The organism is Nonomuraea purpurea (genome assembly GCF_042650645.1).
GTDB lineage: Bacteria > Actinomycetota > Actinomycetes > Streptosporangiales > Streptosporangiaceae > Nonomuraea > Nonomuraea purpurea.
The window spans coordinates 68660-85868 of sequence record NZ_JBHSBI010000029.1; the positions used below are offsets into that span (position 1 = coordinate 68660).

General features: G+C 67.7%; 15 protein-coding genes and 2 pseudogenes. 9 read left to right on the plus strand and 8 right to left on the minus strand.

The genetic code is table 11. From position 1 onward, the window contains the following. Positions 1-126 precede the first annotated feature (126 nt). From ACFOY2_RS41045 to ACFOY2_RS41055, 3 genes are all read left to right on the plus strand, one after another. Entirely contained in the window at positions 127-1563 is a 1437-nt protein-coding gene (locus ACFOY2_RS41045; protein WP_379533530.1) for an RICIN domain-containing protein, read from the plus strand. A gap of 54 nt (positions 1564-1617) precedes the next feature. Continuing rightward, positions 1618-1779 carry a transposase gene (locus tag ACFOY2_RS41050; RefSeq protein ID WP_379533600.1) on the plus strand — a complete coding sequence of 54 codons (162 nt, stop codon included), beginning with the start codon at positions 1618-1620 and terminating at the stop codon, positions 1777-1779. 77 nt (positions 1780-1856) lie between these two features. Then, a complete protein-coding gene (locus tag ACFOY2_RS41055) occupies positions 1857-2153 on the plus strand; it encodes a S41 family peptidase (RefSeq protein ID WP_379533531.1) in 297 nt (98 codons plus the stop codon). Between the two features lie 311 nt (positions 2154-2464). Here ACFOY2_RS41055 and ACFOY2_RS41060 read toward each other — a convergent pair whose 3' ends face one another. Together ACFOY2_RS41060 and ACFOY2_RS41065 are read right to left on the minus strand one after the other, a co-directional pair. Further along, positions 2465-2815 (minus strand): nuclear transport factor 2 family protein, encoded by a 351-nt coding sequence (locus tag ACFOY2_RS41060; RefSeq protein ID WP_379533601.1) that lies wholly within the window; start codon positions 2813-2815, stop codon positions 2465-2467. A gap of 963 nt (positions 2816-3778) precedes the next feature. Continuing rightward, positions 3779-6907, minus strand: coding sequence for an AfsR/SARP family transcriptional regulator (locus ACFOY2_RS41065; protein ID WP_379533532.1), 3129 nt, complete (start codon positions 6905-6907; stop codon positions 3779-3781). 143 nt (positions 6908-7050) lie between these two features. Between ACFOY2_RS41065 and ACFOY2_RS41070 the strand changes: the two are divergent. Further along, positions 7051-7423: pseudogene (locus ACFOY2_RS41070) on the plus strand (helix-turn-helix domain-containing protein); the annotation flags it as partial. Positions 7424-7474: 51 nt separating this feature from the next. On the opposite strand, the gene ACFOY2_RS41075 reads toward ACFOY2_RS41070, so the two are convergent. From ACFOY2_RS41075 to ACFOY2_RS41100, 6 genes are all read right to left on the minus strand, one after another. Further along, positions 7475-8593 carry a PqqD family protein gene (locus ACFOY2_RS41075; RefSeq protein ID WP_379533533.1) on the minus strand — a complete coding sequence of 373 codons (1119 nt, stop codon included), beginning with the start codon at positions 8591-8593 and terminating at the stop codon, positions 7475-7477. Beyond that, complete coding sequence (locus ACFOY2_RS41080; protein ID WP_379533534.1) at positions 8590-9639, minus strand: TOMM precursor leader peptide-binding protein; 1050 nt, start codon at positions 9637-9639, stop codon at positions 8590-8592. Before ACFOY2_RS41080 ends, ACFOY2_RS41075 begins: the two co-directional genes overlap by 4 nt. A 334-nt stretch (positions 9640-9973) precedes the next feature. Beyond that, positions 9974-10096 (minus strand): hypothetical protein, encoded by a 123-nt coding sequence (locus ACFOY2_RS41085; RefSeq protein ID WP_379533535.1) that lies wholly within the window; start codon positions 10094-10096, stop codon positions 9974-9976. A gap of 943 nt (positions 10097-11039) precedes the next feature. Next, entirely contained in the window at positions 11040-11828 is a 789-nt protein-coding gene (locus ACFOY2_RS41090) for a DUF4253 domain-containing protein (RefSeq protein ID WP_379533536.1), read from the minus strand. Then, on the minus strand, positions 11782-12225 hold the full coding sequence (locus ACFOY2_RS41095) for a transposase (RefSeq protein WP_379533602.1): 444 nt from the start codon (positions 12223-12225) through the stop codon (positions 11782-11784). The genes ACFOY2_RS41090 and ACFOY2_RS41095 overlap by 47 nt, the downstream gene beginning before the upstream one ends. Then, positions 12125-12775: a winged helix-turn-helix transcriptional regulator gene (locus tag ACFOY2_RS41100; RefSeq protein ID WP_379533537.1), complete on the minus strand. Its 651-nt coding sequence runs from the start codon at positions 12773-12775 to the stop codon at positions 12125-12127. Before ACFOY2_RS41100 ends, ACFOY2_RS41095 begins: the two co-directional genes overlap by 101 nt. A gap of 150 nt (positions 12776-12925) precedes the next feature. On the opposite strand from ACFOY2_RS41100, the gene ACFOY2_RS41105 reads away from it, so the two are divergent. From ACFOY2_RS41105 to ACFOY2_RS41125, 5 genes and pseudogenes are all read left to right on the plus strand, one after another. Further along, positions 12926-13408, plus strand: a complete 483-nt coding sequence (locus ACFOY2_RS41105) for a DUF3237 domain-containing protein (protein WP_379533538.1) — start codon at positions 12926-12928, stop codon at positions 13406-13408. Positions 13409-13456: 48 nt separating this feature from the next. Further along, complete coding sequence (locus ACFOY2_RS41110; RefSeq protein WP_379533539.1) at positions 13457-13897, plus strand: nuclear transport factor 2 family protein; 441 nt, start codon at positions 13457-13459, stop codon at positions 13895-13897. Next, positions 13894-14883: an LLM class flavin-dependent oxidoreductase gene (locus ACFOY2_RS41115; RefSeq protein WP_379533540.1), complete on the plus strand. Its 990-nt coding sequence runs from the start codon at positions 13894-13896 to the stop codon at positions 14881-14883. Before ACFOY2_RS41110 ends, ACFOY2_RS41115 begins: the two co-directional genes overlap by 4 nt. Positions 14884-14901: 18 nt before the next feature. Further along, a pseudogene (locus tag ACFOY2_RS41120) lies at positions 14902-15093 on the plus strand (ISL3 family transposase); the annotation flags it as partial. A gap of 127 nt (positions 15094-15220) precedes the next feature. Next, complete coding sequence (locus tag ACFOY2_RS41125; protein WP_379533541.1) at positions 15221-17074, plus strand: S1 family peptidase; 1854 nt, start codon at positions 15221-15223, stop codon at positions 17072-17074. Positions 17075-17209 lie beyond the last annotated feature (135 nt).

Here is a 17209-nt window from a genome sequence, read left to right on the forward strand (position 1 = left end):
TCACAGACCCAGGAACTCAGATCCAGTGATGGGAATTTCATGACACCGACCAAGGCGTCTGACGCCTACTCGCCAGGACCGTCGCGGAGCACCCGGTCGTCGCGCCGGTTACTGGTCCCTCTCGTGGTGACCGCGCTCGCCGCAGTGGCAAGCCTCGTCATTCCCGCGCCGCCGGCCAACGCCGCCACCAGCCAATTCCGAGGAATGAACTGGGCCGTGCTGGGTGACAACTTCAGCACCGGTACGCTCGTCGTGCAGGGCCTGAGCCAGTCCGACAGCAACGCGACAGTACGGGCCAAGGCCAACGCCCTCTACGACGACATGGCCTCCACCATGGGGGTCAACACCGTCCGGCTGCCTATCAACACTCACACTGTGGCCAACACGACCTGGTGGAACGCCTACCGCGGAGCCATTGACGCCGCCACCGCCCGTGGCTTCAAGGTCATCCTCGCCTATTGGGAGGACGGCGCCGCCTCCGGCGGCAAGATCACGAACCTCGCCGCATGGAACACGATGTGGTCCAGCGTGACCAACACCTACGGCTCGAACAGCAACGTCTACTTCGAGCCGATGAACGAGCCGCACGGCTACACCTCGGCGGACTGGCGCAACGTCGCAGCGAACTGGCTCAGCTACCACACCTCGGCAGTGCCCGGACGGGTGCTCATCGGTGGCACCGGCTACAGCCAGGACCTGCGGGACGTCTGCAACGACAGCCGCTTCAACTCGACGCTGCTGTCCTTCCACCATTACGCCTTCTTCTACAGCGCGATGACCTACGACGCCTTCCGAACCCACATTCAGACGCGTCTGGGCAACTGCGCCTCCCGCGCGGTCGCGACCGAGTTCGGCGCACCGATGTCTACCGGCCTCAACTACGGCGAGGCCAACAGCACCGACAACTTCGTGCGCCATATCCGCGCCATGGCCCAGGTCATGCGCGACAACCACATGGGCGGTACCTACTGGCCCGCTCTCGGCGGCAAGCCAACCGAAAGCCTCGGCTACGACTACTACTCGATGTACGCCCTGAGCGGCAGCGGCACCAATCTCAACTTGACCGTCCGCAACGCCTCCGGCGCTGACCGGATCCGATATGGCTGGGGCGACACCATCGGCGACCCGACCCCTCCGCCGACGGTCTACACGATAAACGCGCGCCACAGCGGCAAGGCCATGGACGTCCAGCAACCGAACACCGACAACGGTGCGCGCATCGGCCAGTACACGTACGGCGGCAACGCGTGGCAGCAGTGGCAGTTCCAGGACGCCGGCAGCGGCTACTGGCGCATCATCAGCCGTCACAGCGGAAAGTGCCTTGATGTGGTGAGCGCTTCAACCGCCGACGGTGCCGAGCTCATCCAGTACACCTGCGGCACCGGCACCAACCAGCAGTTCCAGATGGTCGCCAACGGCAGCTACTTCCAGCTCCGGGCACGACACAGCAGCAAATGCGTGGACGTACCGTCCGCATCGACCGCGGACGGCGTGATCCTCAAGCAGTATCCGTGCAACACCGGCACCAATCAGCAGTGGTCGCGCACGGCCGTCTCGACGTGACCACGGACCCGCGGTGGCGGGTGCTGGAGCCCCCGCTGGAAGGCGAGATCACCGATCACCTCGGCTACGACCGGCACGACTGACCGGGAGGAACAGCGGAATAGCCGCGACGGCAGCCGCACCGAGACTGTGGTGACCAACGTCGGCCCGGTGGAGGTGTGGGTGCCGCGCGACGTGGCGGGCAGCTTCGATCCCCAGCAGGTGTGCAAGCGGTAGTGCCAGCTGTCGGGAGTGGATGCTCTTGTCGCTGCCGGCCTGGCGATGGCCTTCAAGCTGATCGAGTCCGCCCAGCGGTGGCGGACGGCGACATCGCCCACCTCAGGCTGAGCGGCTTCGCCCCCGGCACCGCCGACCGGGCCTTGGCGGCTCTCGCCGACCTGCGCAAAGACAGGCGGCTCCGCGGCGTCGTGCTGGACCTGCGCGGCAACAACGGCGGCGCGGCCGTCGAGGTCACCCGGCTGCTGAGCTCGTTCGTACACGGCAAGGTGTTCAGCTACAACGACAACTGCGACGCCGACGACGTGTGCACCGGCCGGGTCGACGGTGATGTCGTCCGACCGGCCGCTGATCCACTCTGCGGGCTCGGGTAGCGGCTCGAGGATTTATTTGTCCACGTAGGTCTCGCGCCGTGGCGAGGAGAACAGGTCCAGGCAGATACGACCGGCGACCGTGGTACAACCAGCCGCCGGGGGATGCGATGGTGTCCCGCTGCTGCCGGGACATGGCATACCAGCGGGCAGTTCGACAGGACAGCGGAGTGGACCTGTGAGGCTGGCGCGTCGCCCCACAGGTCGCCTCACCTTCCGGGATGTTGCGTTGCCGGATCAGCCGGCGGGATCACATCCCTGATGCGGTTTGTCCAGATGCGGAAGGGCGTCGGGAGATATCGGTTGAGCCGTGGTTATCGGGTTTCTTCCGCAGAGGAGGTGTTTGCGGCCTCTGGGCCGGCGGAGTCCCAGATCACATGAGGCGAACCCGTCAGCGCAGTGGTGTCGAGGTACCTGGGATCGAGGACGCGCTCGGTGAACTTCCAGCCATCCGGGGTGCGCTGGTAGCGGTCGTGGAACAGGCCGTACATGAGGACCGACCTGCCGTCGCGCTGGCGACCGATCTCGAAGATGGATTCCCGGCCGGTCGCGGTGTCACCATCGAGTTGGATCGTGCCCGGGTGCACGTTCTGCACCCAGAACTCCCACGCACCTTGCAGCCGTTCGATACCGGCGCGGATCTCCTTCCGCCCGGTGAACTCGATGTTGGCGGGGGGGGATCCGCCACACCGCGTCCCTGGTGAACAGCGATGCGAAACGGTCGTAGTCGCCGATCATTGCCGCGTCGGCGTGTTCGCCCCGCAGCGTCTCGATCTCGACGCGGTCGGCGATAGTCTGCAGATCTCTCATCGGTTCTCTCTCTCCTGCGAACGTGATGGATGACGGCATCGGGCTCCTGCCGGAGGGTGCTGCAGGGTGCGTCCGCACCAGCGCGCTTCACTGAACGTCTAGGTCTGGTGGCTGGGCCTGCCTCCCAGTTCGCCGCGCCATCTGCCCCTATCCGCTTGCCGGCTCAGCCGGAGCGATCGTCCATGGTGATCTTCTTGCCGCGGTGGCGGTTACAGATCATCGACGGATGAGTCCGGCGCGTCGGGACGGCCGGCGAACGTGATGAGGCTCACACTGCGGTGGCGAATTGGCGCGGCGGCGTTCATGACGTTGATCGCCGCAGGTTCTCGGCATTCTCCACCTTGTGATGGAGAACCTCGATCGTGTCGGTGTATCGCTCTGGTGGTCACTCCGCGGTGCTGCTGGAATGGCGACAAGGGCCGGACGGCGGCTGACACGGCGTCGCGGTCATCCGTCGTCCCTGCAGAAGCGGTCGTACGCGGTGACGAAGCCCAGTGCTGACCTCCGGGTGCTGAGCCGATCAGCCCCTGAGACCGACCTCGATGGAAGGCCATTCGAGGTATCCCGGCTCGGCCGATCCCATGGTCGCTCGGGACCTCGACCGGCCGGCCGGGCGCTGTGCGCCTGCCGCTTTCCCCGGTAGATCGCCGGCTCCGGCCGCATCGACACGGCCACCTCGATCCATCCCGCAGCCAGGGCAAAGACGACGGCTGCTCCTACGGGCGTGATCAAGGGCAGAAGCCATCAGATCACGAACCAGCCGACACCACAGGCGGCCGGACGGTGTCCTGGTCGCGCAGAGCACGGCAACACGCGTGCTACACGCCCCCGTACGCCTGAGACCTGGGCACCTCGTCCAGCAGCGGTGCGAGCCTGTCCGCACAGGGCGCGTGCCCGATCTGCCGGCACAGCTGCAGGGCCTGACCGGCCAGGTGCGCCGCCGCCGCGGGATCGCCTCGCCGCCGTTCCAGCCGGGCCAGCACCGTCAGCGCTGCCAGTTCCGGCAGCCGGTAGGTGTGCTCGGCCGCCACGGCATGCCCCCGCAGCGCATGCCGGACGGCGCCCTCGAGGTCGCCCAAGGCGTCGTCCAGCCGGGCGCGGGCGAGCAGCGCGTAGGCCAGATGCCAGCTCAGGTCGCCCGTGCTGATGAGACTGTCGGCCAGGTTCAGGCTGTCGGCGGCCTCCGCGGTCAGGCCGAGGGGGATGCCGGCATCGGCCAGGGCGACCAGTGCCGCCGCCTCCACCAGCCGGTCACCCTGGCTGCGGCACACGTCGAGGGCGCGCAGCGCCTCCTCCCGCGACTGCGCCCACCGGTCGTTCTCCCAGTGCAGCCGGCTGATCCAGACCAGAGTCGTGGCCGCGCCGTGGCCGCCGATTGAGGTGATCAGGGCGGCCGACCGACGCAGGCGGACCCCGGCTTCGTCGTAGCGGCCCTGGTCGAGCAGTACGGAGCCGAGCTCCCGCAGGTCTGCGGCCTCGGCGTAGGGCAGGTGGTGGCGCCGGCTGAGCGCGAGGGCCTGACGGCAGTGCTCCTCGGCCAGGTCGAGCCGGCCCAGGTGGTGGTACTGGTTGCCGAGCGCGCTGAGCGCCCGGATGTAGCCGGGCACTGACCCGAGCTCAGCGAAGAGCCGCGTGGCCCGTACGTTGTCGGCCATCGCCTCGGTGAGGTCGCCCGTCCACGCTCGCGCGAAGCTCAGCCCCATCCTGGCCGCCGCCTCGCTCTCCCGCCCGCCGCTGTCACGGGCGATGCGGACGGCCTGCTCCAGGTGCACGATGGCCTCCTTGCGCCGGCCGGTGCGGAACAGACCGTCCCCCATGCCGGTGTGCAGCATGGCGATGACGGCCGGCACGTCGTGGGCGGAGGCGGCCTCCAGCAGCGCCGGCGCGATCTCCACCCACTCACCGATGCGGCCGGTACGGGCGCAGATGGCGCGCACCATGTCGGCCAGCCGCCAGACCTCGGGGCCCGGGTGCCGGTCGATCGCGCGCACCAGCGCGGCCATCAGGTTGATGACGTCGGCCGCCTCGGGAAAAGCCCGCTCAAGGAGGTCGGGGTGCGGCTGAGGGCCGGGAAGCAGGACCTCGCCGGGCGCGCACTGGGCGGCGACGGTGGCGCCCAGCTCCAGGTAGTGGACGAACAGGCGGCGCCACGCGGGCCCACGCTCGGGATCGCGCCCGGCTTCGGCCACGGCGTAGAGCCGGACCAGGTCGTGAAAGCGGTACCGGCCGGTGACGTGCTGTTCGAGCAGATGCGCCGCGGCCAGCGCCTTGAGCGAGGCCCGCGCCGCGTCCAGGGGCAGGCCGATAGCCGCCGCGGCGGCCCTCACGGTGACGTCGGGGCCCGGAACGAGCCCGAGCAGACGGAAGGCCCGCTGTTCGTCGGGGGCGAGCACGCGGTAGGAGGCGGAGAAGGCGAGGGTGACGGTGTTGTGCTTGGCGCCGTCCACGGTCAGGCCCGACAGCGGGTCCCCGGCGGCCAGCTCCGCCGCGACCGCCGCGGTGCCGTCGGCGGGGCGAGTGGCGGCATTCGCGGCGGCGATGCGCAGCGCGAGCGGCAGCCCGCCGCACACGCGTACCAGCTCGCCGCGCGCGTCCGACTCGGCAGGCCCGGACGCCGGGCCGAGCACGCCGTCCAGCAGCGCCCGGCCGTCATCCTCGGACAGCGGGCCGAGCGAGTGCTGCCTGGCACCCGCGTACGCCACCAGCTCCCCGAGCCGGTGCCTGCTGGTCACGAGCGTCACGCCGGTCGGGGGCAGGAGCTGCTCGATCTGGGCCGCCGAGCGGGCGTTGTCCAGGACCAGCAGGTACGAGTGCTCCGCCAGCAGGGAGCGGTAAAGGCCGAGCTGGGTCTCGAAGTCGCCCGGTGCCCGTTCGGGATCGACGCCGAGCGAGACCAGCAGCCGGGTCAGCGCGGCGGTCGTGGTCAGCGGCTCGTGGTCCGGGTCGTAGCCGCGAAGGTCGAGGTAGAGCTGGCCGTCGGTGAAACGGTCCTTGGCCTGGTGCGCCCAGCGCAGCGCGAGGGCCGTCTTGCCCATGCCGGCCGTGCCGCTCAGCACGCACACGCCGTCGCCGCCGCCCAGGCACTCCTCCAGCCACGCCAGCTCCGCGTCGCGGGCGGCGAACCCGGGCATGTCTCTGGGCAGCTCGGCCGGCCGTGGCACGAGGGGGCGCTGCGGCGGGGGAGTGGTGAACCGGGCGGCTGGGGTGTCCGGTTTGTCCTCCAGGAGCCGCTGGTGCAGCAGGCGCAGCGGCTGGCCTGGCTCGATGCCCAGCTCGTCCACCAGCCGCGCTCTCGCGTCACGGTACACGGCCAGCGCCTGGGCGCGGCGCTCGCACCGAGCCAGGGCCAGCATGAGCTGCCCGAGCAGCCGCTCGCGCAGCGGGTGCTCGGCCACCGCCGTGTGCAGCTCAGCGACAACCTCGGCGTGCCGCCCGGACGCCAGCTCCGCGTCGTACAACTCCTCCAGCGCGCAGAGCCGGCTGTCCTCCAGGCCGGGGCGTTCCTGGTCGATCAGCGCGGCGCTGGTCCCGGCCAGCGCAGGCCCGCGCCACAAATCGGCTACCGCGCGTAATCGTGTCGCGGCGTCGGCATGGCGCCCCTCCATGGCATCGGCGCGCGCGGCGGCCCGGTAGCGTTCAGACAGGTGCAGGTCGAGTTCGTCGGCGCCGATGCGGATGCGGTAGCCGGCGCCGCCCCGGCTGATACGCTCCTTGCCGATCAGCGCCCTTAGCTCGTGGACGTACACCTGCAGGCGTGCGACCGCCGTGCGCGGCGCGCGATCGCCCCAGGTCAGGGCGACGAGCCGGCTGCCCGACACCGTACGGTTCGCGCTGAGAAGCAGGGCGGCCAGCACAGTCCGCTGTTTCGGGGAGCCCAGCACGATCGGCCCGTCAGGCCCTTCGGCTGACACCGGCCCGAGCAGCGCGAACCGAGTCTCCGACTCCATGTGTCCCCTTCACATCCCTCGGTTCCACAAGATTGTAGTGAAGGCGCTCAGATGGAGGCTCCCCATGGATGCGGACACAACTTCAGGCGGTGAGCCTGTGCCAAGCGCGTAACTGGGCGTGAGATCGTCAAGGCGGCCAGGCATTGACATGGGCCTCGCCGGGGGTTCCGGCCGCGTCGATCGAGCGCCTGCGGGCGGAGTTACGGGCCGCTGGCGGCAGGCGACGCGGGCGGTGATGGTGCTGTTGTCGCTGCACGGGTTGTCGGCGGCGGAAATCGCTGACCTGCTCGGCTACGCCGGCACGGTGCGCCGCTGGATCGGGCGGTTCAACCGGCTGGGCCTGGCCGACCGTCCCGGCTTGGACGTCCGCGGCGCGGTGGCCGACGGCTGGTGCAGCGCATCGCCGCGCTACTGGCCCGGCCGGGACCGTGGACCCTCGCCGACATCACCGCACGGCTCCGCGCGCTGCCGCGTGGGGCGGTGATGTGGGCCGCCGATGAGACCCACGTGCACATCGAGAAGTTGACGTCCGGGTCTGTGAGGGCGGGCAGGTGAGATTCCTGCCCGCTACCCGGCAGGCCTGTGAGGTCTGAGTGACCTGATCAACCGGCGGCCGAGCAGGCCCAGGTAGAGCAGCCACCCGGCGGCCACCAGGGCGAGCGTGGCCACTGGCTGCCACCCGGGCAACTCGGCGATCGACTGCCGGCATACCGCCATGGTGACCGGCACCGTGTACGCGGCGAAGAACCCCAGGCCGAGCACCCGCCCGATCACCAGAAACCATGCGTACACACGCACGCTCAAGGGCGCCTTCCCCGTCTCCGCCGAACGCGCCTTTCTGGCGAGCGTGGCTCGCAGGTGCGCTTGCGCGTCGTCCATGAGGTTCTTGTTCCCGCTGGCATTGGCGAAGACGTAGTAGACGTCGGTCCGCATGAAGAACATGAACTGCCAGGCGATCTGCGACAGGCAAAGGACCAAGACCAGCCGTACGAGGGGGAGTTCGACGATGTACAGCGTGCACGTCGCGGCGCAGACGAGGAACCAGTCGACCCGCATGCCGGCCAGATACGCGCGGTAGCGCGCCCGCCTGGGCACTGCCCAGATGCCGGTGATCTTGGTCTGTGCGACGAGGAACTGCAGGCGAGTCCCGAGCGACAGCTCCGCCCGCACGCCCAGGGACCTGGCGGCGGAGATGTGGCCGAGCTCGTGCACCAGCACGAGGAGCCACGAGCCGGCCACGAACGCGACAGTGAACGTGAGACTGTCGGACCACACCAGGTCGGACAGGCTCGGCAGGATGCCAGGGTCGGCAACGGCGGCGGCGATGGCACAGGCGGTCAGCAGGATCAGCACGGCGTGCGCGGGCCTGGAGAAGAGCCAGGCCACGTGGTGTGGCCGGATCCGGTCCCACCGGTTCGGCGGCCGCTCGGGACGGTTGAGCAGCCCCGCGCTTCCAAGCCCGGTGAGGAACGCGTCCACGTCCACGTCCACGCCCTGCTCGGCCAGCACCCGGGCACGCGCCTCCGCGACCGTTCTGGTGCCGTCGAGCGATGCGATGACGGCTGCCGCCACTCCCGGCACGTTGACGAACGTCTCGCCGTTGCCTATCACGTAGTCGTCGGGTCCGTCGGCGACCACGGTAAGGAACGACAGATCGGTCTTCGAATCCAGCCCTGCGGACGTCACGCGCAGACCTCGCAGTCGTCCAGCCGGTCGAAGTCCCTGGCGGTGGTGGTGAGCGTGAGCAGGTCCAGCCAGACGGTCCTGCCCTCGATCGCGGGCGCGCCGGTGCCGGTCAGGTGGCGGATCACCTCGGCGGCGAGCATGCCGGACACGATCGTGCACAGCGGGCCGAACGACGGGATCATCCGCCCGGCGTTGTCGGCGACCGGCAGCTCGGCGGAGCCGTACCGCTCGGAGAGCGCGCGTTCCTGGCAGGTCAGGCAGCCGGTCTTGCCGGGCACGACCAGCGGCCCGACCAGGCCGACGTGCTGGTTGAAGCCGCCGGTGACGAACGGTGTGCCCGCCTGGACGCACGCCTGGTTGACCCATCGGCGGATGTGCGGCTGCGGCGTGTCGACGGTGTTCACCACGAGATCGGCGTCGGTGATCACGTCCTCGGGGCCGGTGATACGCCGCTCGACCTGCCGGACCTCCAGCTGGGGGCAGTGCTCGGCCAGCGTGCGCGCGGCCGCGGCCGTCTTGAGCTCACCGAGATCGCGCATGGCGTAGAGATGCTGCCGGTGCAGGTTGCTGAGCTCCACCCGGTCGTCGTCCAGGATGGTCAGCCGGCCCACGCCGGAGGTGGCGAGCTGGAGGGCGACATGGCCGCCGATCGCGCCGGCGCCGAGCACCGCGACGTGGCTGTCCGCCAGGTCGCCGAGCGCGGCGGCGGCTCGTTCGGCCGGGTGGAACATCGACAACCACAGCGCGAACCTGGACAGGGCGGCGTCGGCGGCCAGTGTGCCAAGGTCGGCGTCGGTGACAAGGATCCGGCTGGCGCGCAGTCGTTCGACGGCGGTGTCGATGTCCTCGGGAGTGACGTCGTCGATGAGGGCGTACAGGTCGCTCTGCTCGACGGGGGCCTGCGCGCACAGGTGGATCAGGCGACGCAGCGGCGGCTGCGCGCGTTCCAGCGTCTGGCCTGTTGGCGGGAAATCACCGAGCCGCACGCGCTCGCCGGCATCGTCGATGAAAAGAGGGAAGGCCGGATTCACTTGAATCCTCGGCATGGAAGCGACTCCCGACGGTTCGAGGCAGGGCCTCCTGCGGGCGTGGGAGCTCCGCAGGAGGCCGCGTGAGGGTCAGCAGTTGGCGCCGGAGGCGGTGGTCTCGACTTCTTCGACCTTCTTGATCTCGATCGTCATGCTGTGTTCCTTTCATCGATCTTGGACTTCCCTAGAAGGGATCGCGGACGATGTTAGGAGCGGCCACTTCCGATCTCCTTCTCGTTTCCTTCCGCTGCGAGGAGGTCACGCGGTTGCTCGGCATCTCCGGGGCCAAGGGCGGACGGGGCGATGTTGGGAGAGTGCTACCGGTTGAGGCGCGCTCAGCATCGGCGATCAGCTAGACGTCGCAGGTGGGCTCGGGCCGGTAGTCGCTGGTGGTCAGCCCGAGTTGGGCGGTCGGCTCGGCGCGGGCGGAGTCGGTGTCCGAACACCATGCCGAGGCCCTGAGCAGCGCCGGCACCGACTCCTAAGTCGAATGCTGCTGTCGGTGATCTAAGAAGGCTGGAGTCTGACGGTAGCTACGACGCAGACAAGGCCGCAGATCTACGCGACCTTGATCCCGAAGAACTGATAGCCGCAGCCCGGCAGGCTGACTTGGAGCATGGGATGTACATTTACAAAGGTAGCAATACGGTCGGGAATGGCAATCACCGAATGCGCAAGCTTTTGAGACGGGCGGATATTCTGGGTTCAGATATTACAGATGACACACCTATCTACATTAGAGGTTTCGATCGGTGATACGTTTCTGGTGGGCTAGGCGCCGCAAGCGCGTCTGGCCTCAGGTCGAGAATCGAGCTGGTGTCCTCGGCAGGGGAGACATCAAAGGGATTACTCTTGATGAGGTCGAGCGCATGGCTCGACAGGCGAAGGTTCATCATTGGAGCGGCCAAGGGCGCCCAGCCTGGCTGGATGAGCATCGTGCATCAATCTCAAATCTCTACCTTACGTTCCTGCACGAGGAGTCCGAAGGCTGCTTTCGGTGCTCCGTAACGGTGCTATTCAGAGGAGGGGGAGGGGGTTGTTTCGGGCTTGATGTCGCGCGAGATGAATTTAATTCACTTCCAGATCTGCAAGAATTCGCCGTAATTGAACTTGCGCATCGCTTCCTAGGGTCATTTCCCGCTATTCGGCTAGATGTCGAGCAGCAGGCTGCATGGGACCGTGGCTGCGGCGATATTTAGGGTGGTATGTCGCCAAACTCGACTTTCGCTGTTCTAAATGAGAGTCATGCGGCGTCTTCCCAGGCCGGCAGGTCGGCCAGGATTTCTTCGGGTTTTGGCTGGTCAGGGTGAAGCTACCGTGTTGGTGCGCCGGGTGGGCACCGCCCACTCGCGTATCGGCGGACGGTCCAGGGGGGCAGGCACTGGACCGCGTACCTTTGATGTGGCGTGGCACTGCGGTCAGTCCCACCAAAAGGACCAGACGGGAGCGTCCACGATCTCGGCCGAGTACTCTTCGAAATCGTTGTCTTGACGTAGGTCGGGACAGAACGCGTAATGCTCGACGGCGACGCGGCGCGCGTGCTCCAGAGTGCGAGGCGGCCAGGCAACGGTGACATTGAGCGTGTCTGGGCCGAGTGAGAAGAGCCGCACGCCGAACCGCTTCTGCCAGGATCGCAGCACGATGGTTGCCCTCTCTCCACCCGCCTCTGAGCTCCATCCGACGGCGATGATGGCTTCGGCGCCGTCACTGGCCGGAACCAGACCGAGGAAGGGACCGACGCAGCTCCCGCCGACGATCCCGGACAGCAAGCCACGGGTGCCGGGCTTGCTGGTGGCCAGCTCGATGGCCCGCCGGCTGGGGTCTGAGTTCGGCTCACCCGCCAGGGCCAGACCGGGCCACGTGTCAATCGGGGGCGGCTCCGCCTCAAATTGGCGAGCGAACTCCCGCTCCTTTTCCCACGTCTTGGACAGCTCGCCTTCCACGTCCAGCTCATCGGCCCAGCTCGACGGAACGGGGGCCAGGTCTCCGGTGTGCCAGGGAGTACCGCGGTCTCCATGGTTGCCCAGCAAAAGGGGCCACAGGCCGGTCTCGTGGTGGCAGGTTAGAAGGTCGGCCCAAAGCTGTTTTGCCTCCTGATGGCGCAACAGGTCCTCGCTGATCCACAGCACCGGCTCGGTCGTCGGCTCGTCTGTCAAGGCGTTAGCAGGGTTCGGCGTGATGAGGCGGCCCGGTAGGTCGTCTGGCACCTGGAATATGGTCATCGGCGGGTTTCGCAGGGCGCAGAGCTCCGAAGTGTGAGATCCGGGTTGGAGCTGGCGGGGTCCCTGTCAGCCAGGCATCTATCCGGGTGAGGTTCATCGCGGTGGCGATGAGCAGGTGCTGGAGATGGGTCTTGGACGTCCCGCGATAGCGAGAGCGCCGCAGGCCGAAACCCTTGACACCCTGGGCGATGGTGCTCTCGACGCCTGCCCGGATCGCGTAGCGTTGCCGCCATTCGTCGGTGCTGTGCCTCTCTCGTGCGCGTTGTCGGGCATTGTCGACGTCAGTTGAATCCGAAGAGTTCTCTCGTGGCCTGGACGGCGTCGGGTCTTCCTCGTACGTGGAGGCGGCCGGTGGAGATGGCGGTGAGCGACGCGGCGGGATCGCGCCCTATCTCCGCGAGCGCCGCGGCATCGGTGAAGGTCAGGACCACGTCGGGATCGTCGGCGTGGCCGGGGAAGGTGTGCAGCGTGCCTTCGGTGACGCGGGCGTGCATGGCGTCGGTGTCCACGCGGAACTCGACGGTGAGGGACATGGCCGGGGCCCGCTCGGGCCGGAACATCGCCTGCAGGGACGGTGTGATCCAGTGAATCTGGAAGGCGTCGTCGTCGCCCTGCTCTCCGAGCACGCGCATGCCGAACCGGGCGAGCTCGGTCATCGCCGGTTGCAGGTCTCGGCCGAGCGGCGTCAACTCGTACACCTTTGATGCGGCCGGCGCGGGAAGCGTGCGCCGGCCGATGATTCCGGCTTCCTCCAGAGCTTTCAGGCGGGTGGCGAGCATGTCGGTGGAGATGCCCACGAGCCCGGCGAGCAGATCGACGTAACGCTTCGGCCCGTCCAGCAGCTCACGGACGACTAGCAGGGACCACCGCTCGCCGACTACGTCGAGCGTCTTGGCCACCGCGCAGTAGTGACCGTAGGACCGCGATGCCATGAGGGCAGCTTACCGCGGGCTTCATGACATCCAAGCATCTACTTGGAAAAACAGAGTTAAGACTTGATTTCTCCAAGTTATTCCCTGAAGGTGATGCACGGCAGGGCGCACGATCCGGACCTGCTCCCACGAACGAACCCAGGGGACCCCATGACCCTTGTCGACAGCGATCCAGCCGCCACCATGATCACAGTTGAGCACCTGTGCGACTTCGCCATCAGGTTCCAGACCATGCAGACGTTCGTCACCTCGCTGGGCACGCGGATGATCGCGGTCATCGACCATGGAACTGTCGAGGGACCGCGGCTGCGCGGCGAGTTTCTGCCCGGGGGTGGTGACTGGATCACCATCGGATCCGACCGCGTCGCCCGCCTCGACGTACGGGCGACGATCCGCACCCATGACGACGCGTTGGTGTTCGTCACCGTCACAGGCCGCGCCACGCTCCCGGACGAGGCGATCGGCCGGCTGTGGGCCGGGGAGACGGTCGGCTGGAAAGAGATGCACGCACGGTCCGCGCCGCTGTTCGAGACCGGCGCGGATCCCTACACGTGGCTGAACTCCACCGTCGCCATCGCCGTCAACGAACTGTCCCTCGACCACGTCAACTACCGCATCTACAGCATCAAGTGACCAGCAACCGGCCTGCCGAACGAGCCGAAGGACAGAAAACAGAGCGCCATGCCCACCACCACACCGCCCTCACTCGAGGCCAGGGAAGTCTTCGACACTTATGTCATGACCTTCGCCACTCGCGACGTGGACGCGATCGTCGCGTTGCACTCGCCAGAAACCCAGTACTGGCTACACAGCGGCGAGCAGCCGGTCCGCGGTCGATCCGCGCTCCGCGACACCTTCGCCGCGCTGTTCGCCCAGTGGCCGGAGATGGGGTTCGACATTCAACGGGCCATCATCGGTGACCGCCACTGGGTACTTGACTGGGTGCTCACCGCTGTTCTCTCCGGCCCGGACGGCCGTCAGCGGCCGATCCGCTTCGATTGCCTCGATGTGGTCACGCTCGCCGAGGACGGACTGGTCGAACGCAAGGACACCTTCATCGATCTGCCCCAGGCACAGGCGGCGCTGACCGCCGTGACGGCCGGGTCCAGGGGTCGTTCATGACACCGATGGTCGGCGTGTTCTTGCCCGCCAGAGAAGCGCTCCTCAACGGCACAAGCATCACCGAACTGCTCGACTTCGCAGCACAGGCGGAGGCCGCCGGGTTCGACTCGGTGTGGACGGGCGACTCATTGCTCGCCACTCCCATCCCCGAACCGCTGACCTTGCTGAGTGCGGTTGCGGCGCGAACAACCAGAGTCACCATCGGCACGGCCGCCCTCCTGCCCGTCCTGCGCAACCCGATCACGCTCGCGCACACCCTGGCCACACTCGACCGGCTGGCCAATGGCCGGCTGGCGCTCGCGCTGGGCAGCGGCTTCAGCCTGCCCGCCAACCGCGCCGAATTCGAAGCCGTCGGCGCACCCTTCGATCAGCGCGTCGGACGGTTGCTGGAAACCGCCGAAATCTGGCGACGGCTGTGGACCGGTGCCCGAGTCACCTTCACCGGCCGATACTGGACCCTCAACGACATCAGTATCGCACCGACACCGCAGCAAGCGGGTGGCCCGCCATTGTGGCTGGCGACCGGCACGGCCGCCGGAGCCCGCCGAGCCGGCGAACGGTTCGACGGCATCCTGCCCTACCCGCCCACCGCCGAGCAGTACCGCGAGCTGACAACCACCATGCACGCCGCCGCAGGCAACGCCGACCGCGACAGCGACCGCATAACACCCGCGCTGATGGTCACAGTTGCCATCAACGACGACCCGGAACAAGCCGGCATCGAACTGGACCACTACGTCCGAAACTTCTACGGCTTCTCGTCAGACGCTGTATCGCTCCTGCAGGCCTGCTACGCCGGCCCCCTTGACGGCTGCGTCGACTGGCTGCGGTCCTACTGGAACGCCGGCGCTCGCCACATCCTTCTCCGCATCGGAAACCTCGACCCAACCATGCAGCTGAGCATCGCCACGCGGGTCCTGGACAAAATCCAACAGGGTCTGTCCAGTGAACGGCTCTGGCCCGTAATCGGTGGTGGCGCTGCGTGATCCCTGCCAGGCTGGGCCGTGCTGAAGATCGGCGATCTTGCGGGTGTGGTGTTTGCGGGACTGTCTGCCCTGGTCATCGAGGGAGTATAGGACGAGGATGACCTCATTCGGGTCATGGCCCGTACTCGTGACGAGGCGGCGCCGTGCCCGGTGTGTGGGGCGCTGACCGGTCGGGTGCACGGCTACGCCGGCCGGACGGTCACCGATGTCCTACACATCAACACCGGGAGGCCAGAAGAAGCGATACAGAGTGTCCGAAAAGCTCGTTGGGCAAATGTCCGGCTTATGTCCGGGTAGCGCCCTGGCTGGCCGATGGCGTGATCTTCACAATCGTGCCGTGAACCTCCAGCGGATCATTCGGTCCTTACACATCACGACCCTCTCCCTCCTGATGGTCGCCTCCTCAGCGGTGCTCTGGGCAGGGGCGACGCCGGCCCAGGCCGTCAAGGGAGCCGGCCCGGTGGCCGACGGCACGTACGGTTTCGTAGCGAAGGTGAACGTCGGCGAGACGCATAGCTGCACCGGAGCCCTCGTCAGCCCGCAATGGGTGATCACCGCCACCAGTTGTTTCGCCTCCCAAGGGCAGTCCGTCACGAGCGGAGCGCCGAAGACGGCGACGACGGTGACGGTCGGCAGGACGGACCTGTCCGGTACGGGCGGGCGGGTACTGCCCGTGGAATGGATCCACCCGCACCGCGACCGGGACGTCGTGCTGGTCAAGCTGGCGCTGCGGGCCGTCGGCATCACGCCTGCCGTGTTCGGCTCCACCGTTCCTGCCGCGGGGGACGCGCTGCAGGTCGTGGGCTATGGACGAACGGCTGAGCAGTGGGCACCCAACCGGGTGCATGCCGCGCCGGTCGTGGCGGGGGCCGTGGCCGCCGGCTCGTTCGGCTGGACCGGGGCGAACGGCAGTGACGTGAGCGCCTGTCAGGGGGACGCGGGCACGCCGGTGCTGCGCACGAGCGGGGACCGCGCGGAACTCGTCGGGCTCAGCTCCGGCGCGGGCCAGGGAGGCTGCCTGGGCGCGGCCGGCGACGGGGCGCGCGGGGGAGATGCGGCGCGGGTGGACGACCTGGCGAGCTGGATCCGCACGGTCGCGATCGAGCCCACCACGTCCTTCTCACAGTACGGCGGCAGCGTGACCGGTATCGGCGGCTATGACCTGAAGGACAACCGTGATCAGGCGGTGGCCTTCGATTACGACCATTCGGGAAAGCTGGATCACCTGCTGCTCTACCGTCCGGGCTCGCAGATCGTCTTCATCGTCAAGCGGAGGACGGACGGCACCTACGCCCCGGTCTTCTCCTCGACCACTGGTATCGGTGGCTATGACCTGAAGGACAATCGGGACCGCATCATCGCCTTTGACTACACGGGTTCGGGAAAGCTGGACCATCTTCTGCTCTACCGTCCGGGCGGGAAGACGGCCTGGATCCTGAAGCACGGCGCGGGCAATTCGTTCACAGCGGTGTTCCACAGCTCGACCGGCATCGGTGGCTACGACCTTGAGCTGGCGAAGGACCGCATTATCGCCTTCGATTACAGGAGCACGGGCGGGCAGAGCCATTTGTTCGCCTACCGTCCGGGGGACCAGATCGCCTATTTCGCGGGACGGGCTCTTCCTCCTGTACGGGTGGTTCCGGTCACCGTGACGCCCGTCATCGGCCCGGACTCCATCGTGGAGAGGTTCGCCTACCCCGCGCACTTCCCGCACGAATACGCGGGCACCTCCGGTCAGACCGATTGGGGTACGGAAAAGGCCGAGGAGAAGAACTTCGAGCTGATCTCCGGGAACGGCGGGATCATCTGGGTCTCGTGCAGCTCGTCCCCGGAGAACGGGGTCGGCGTGCTCAAGGTGTTCCCGGGCCTGCTGAACGGCCAGCCCGTGGTCGGTGAGCCGCACCTGGGTGTGATGGCGGTGTGCTTCAAGGTCCTCGCTCCCACGGGATGGGTGAAGCTCCGGATCCCGAACGTCTTCGAGGTTCAAGGAGACAGTCGCTCGCCGGGCGCCGGCCACGACGTGGACGCGACAGTCGTCAACGTGGAGACCGGAACGGAGCGGACCAAGCTCGTCGAACGGGACGAGAGCGAGCAGTTCGGACGCTCAGATGCCACCACCTGTGACGCGAGCCACCCCGATTATCCCCAGAACTGTAGCGAGACCCTCCTGGAACTGCGGGTCGTCGGCTGAGGACGGAACGGCCGGCCGGGCGCATGAGCTCCGGCCGGCCGTTCCGCCCATTCATTGACCACATCGATGGAAATGGTGGAAATGAATACGATTCGAGCGTTACGTGGTGGTGGCAGGACGGCAGGGATCATCGGC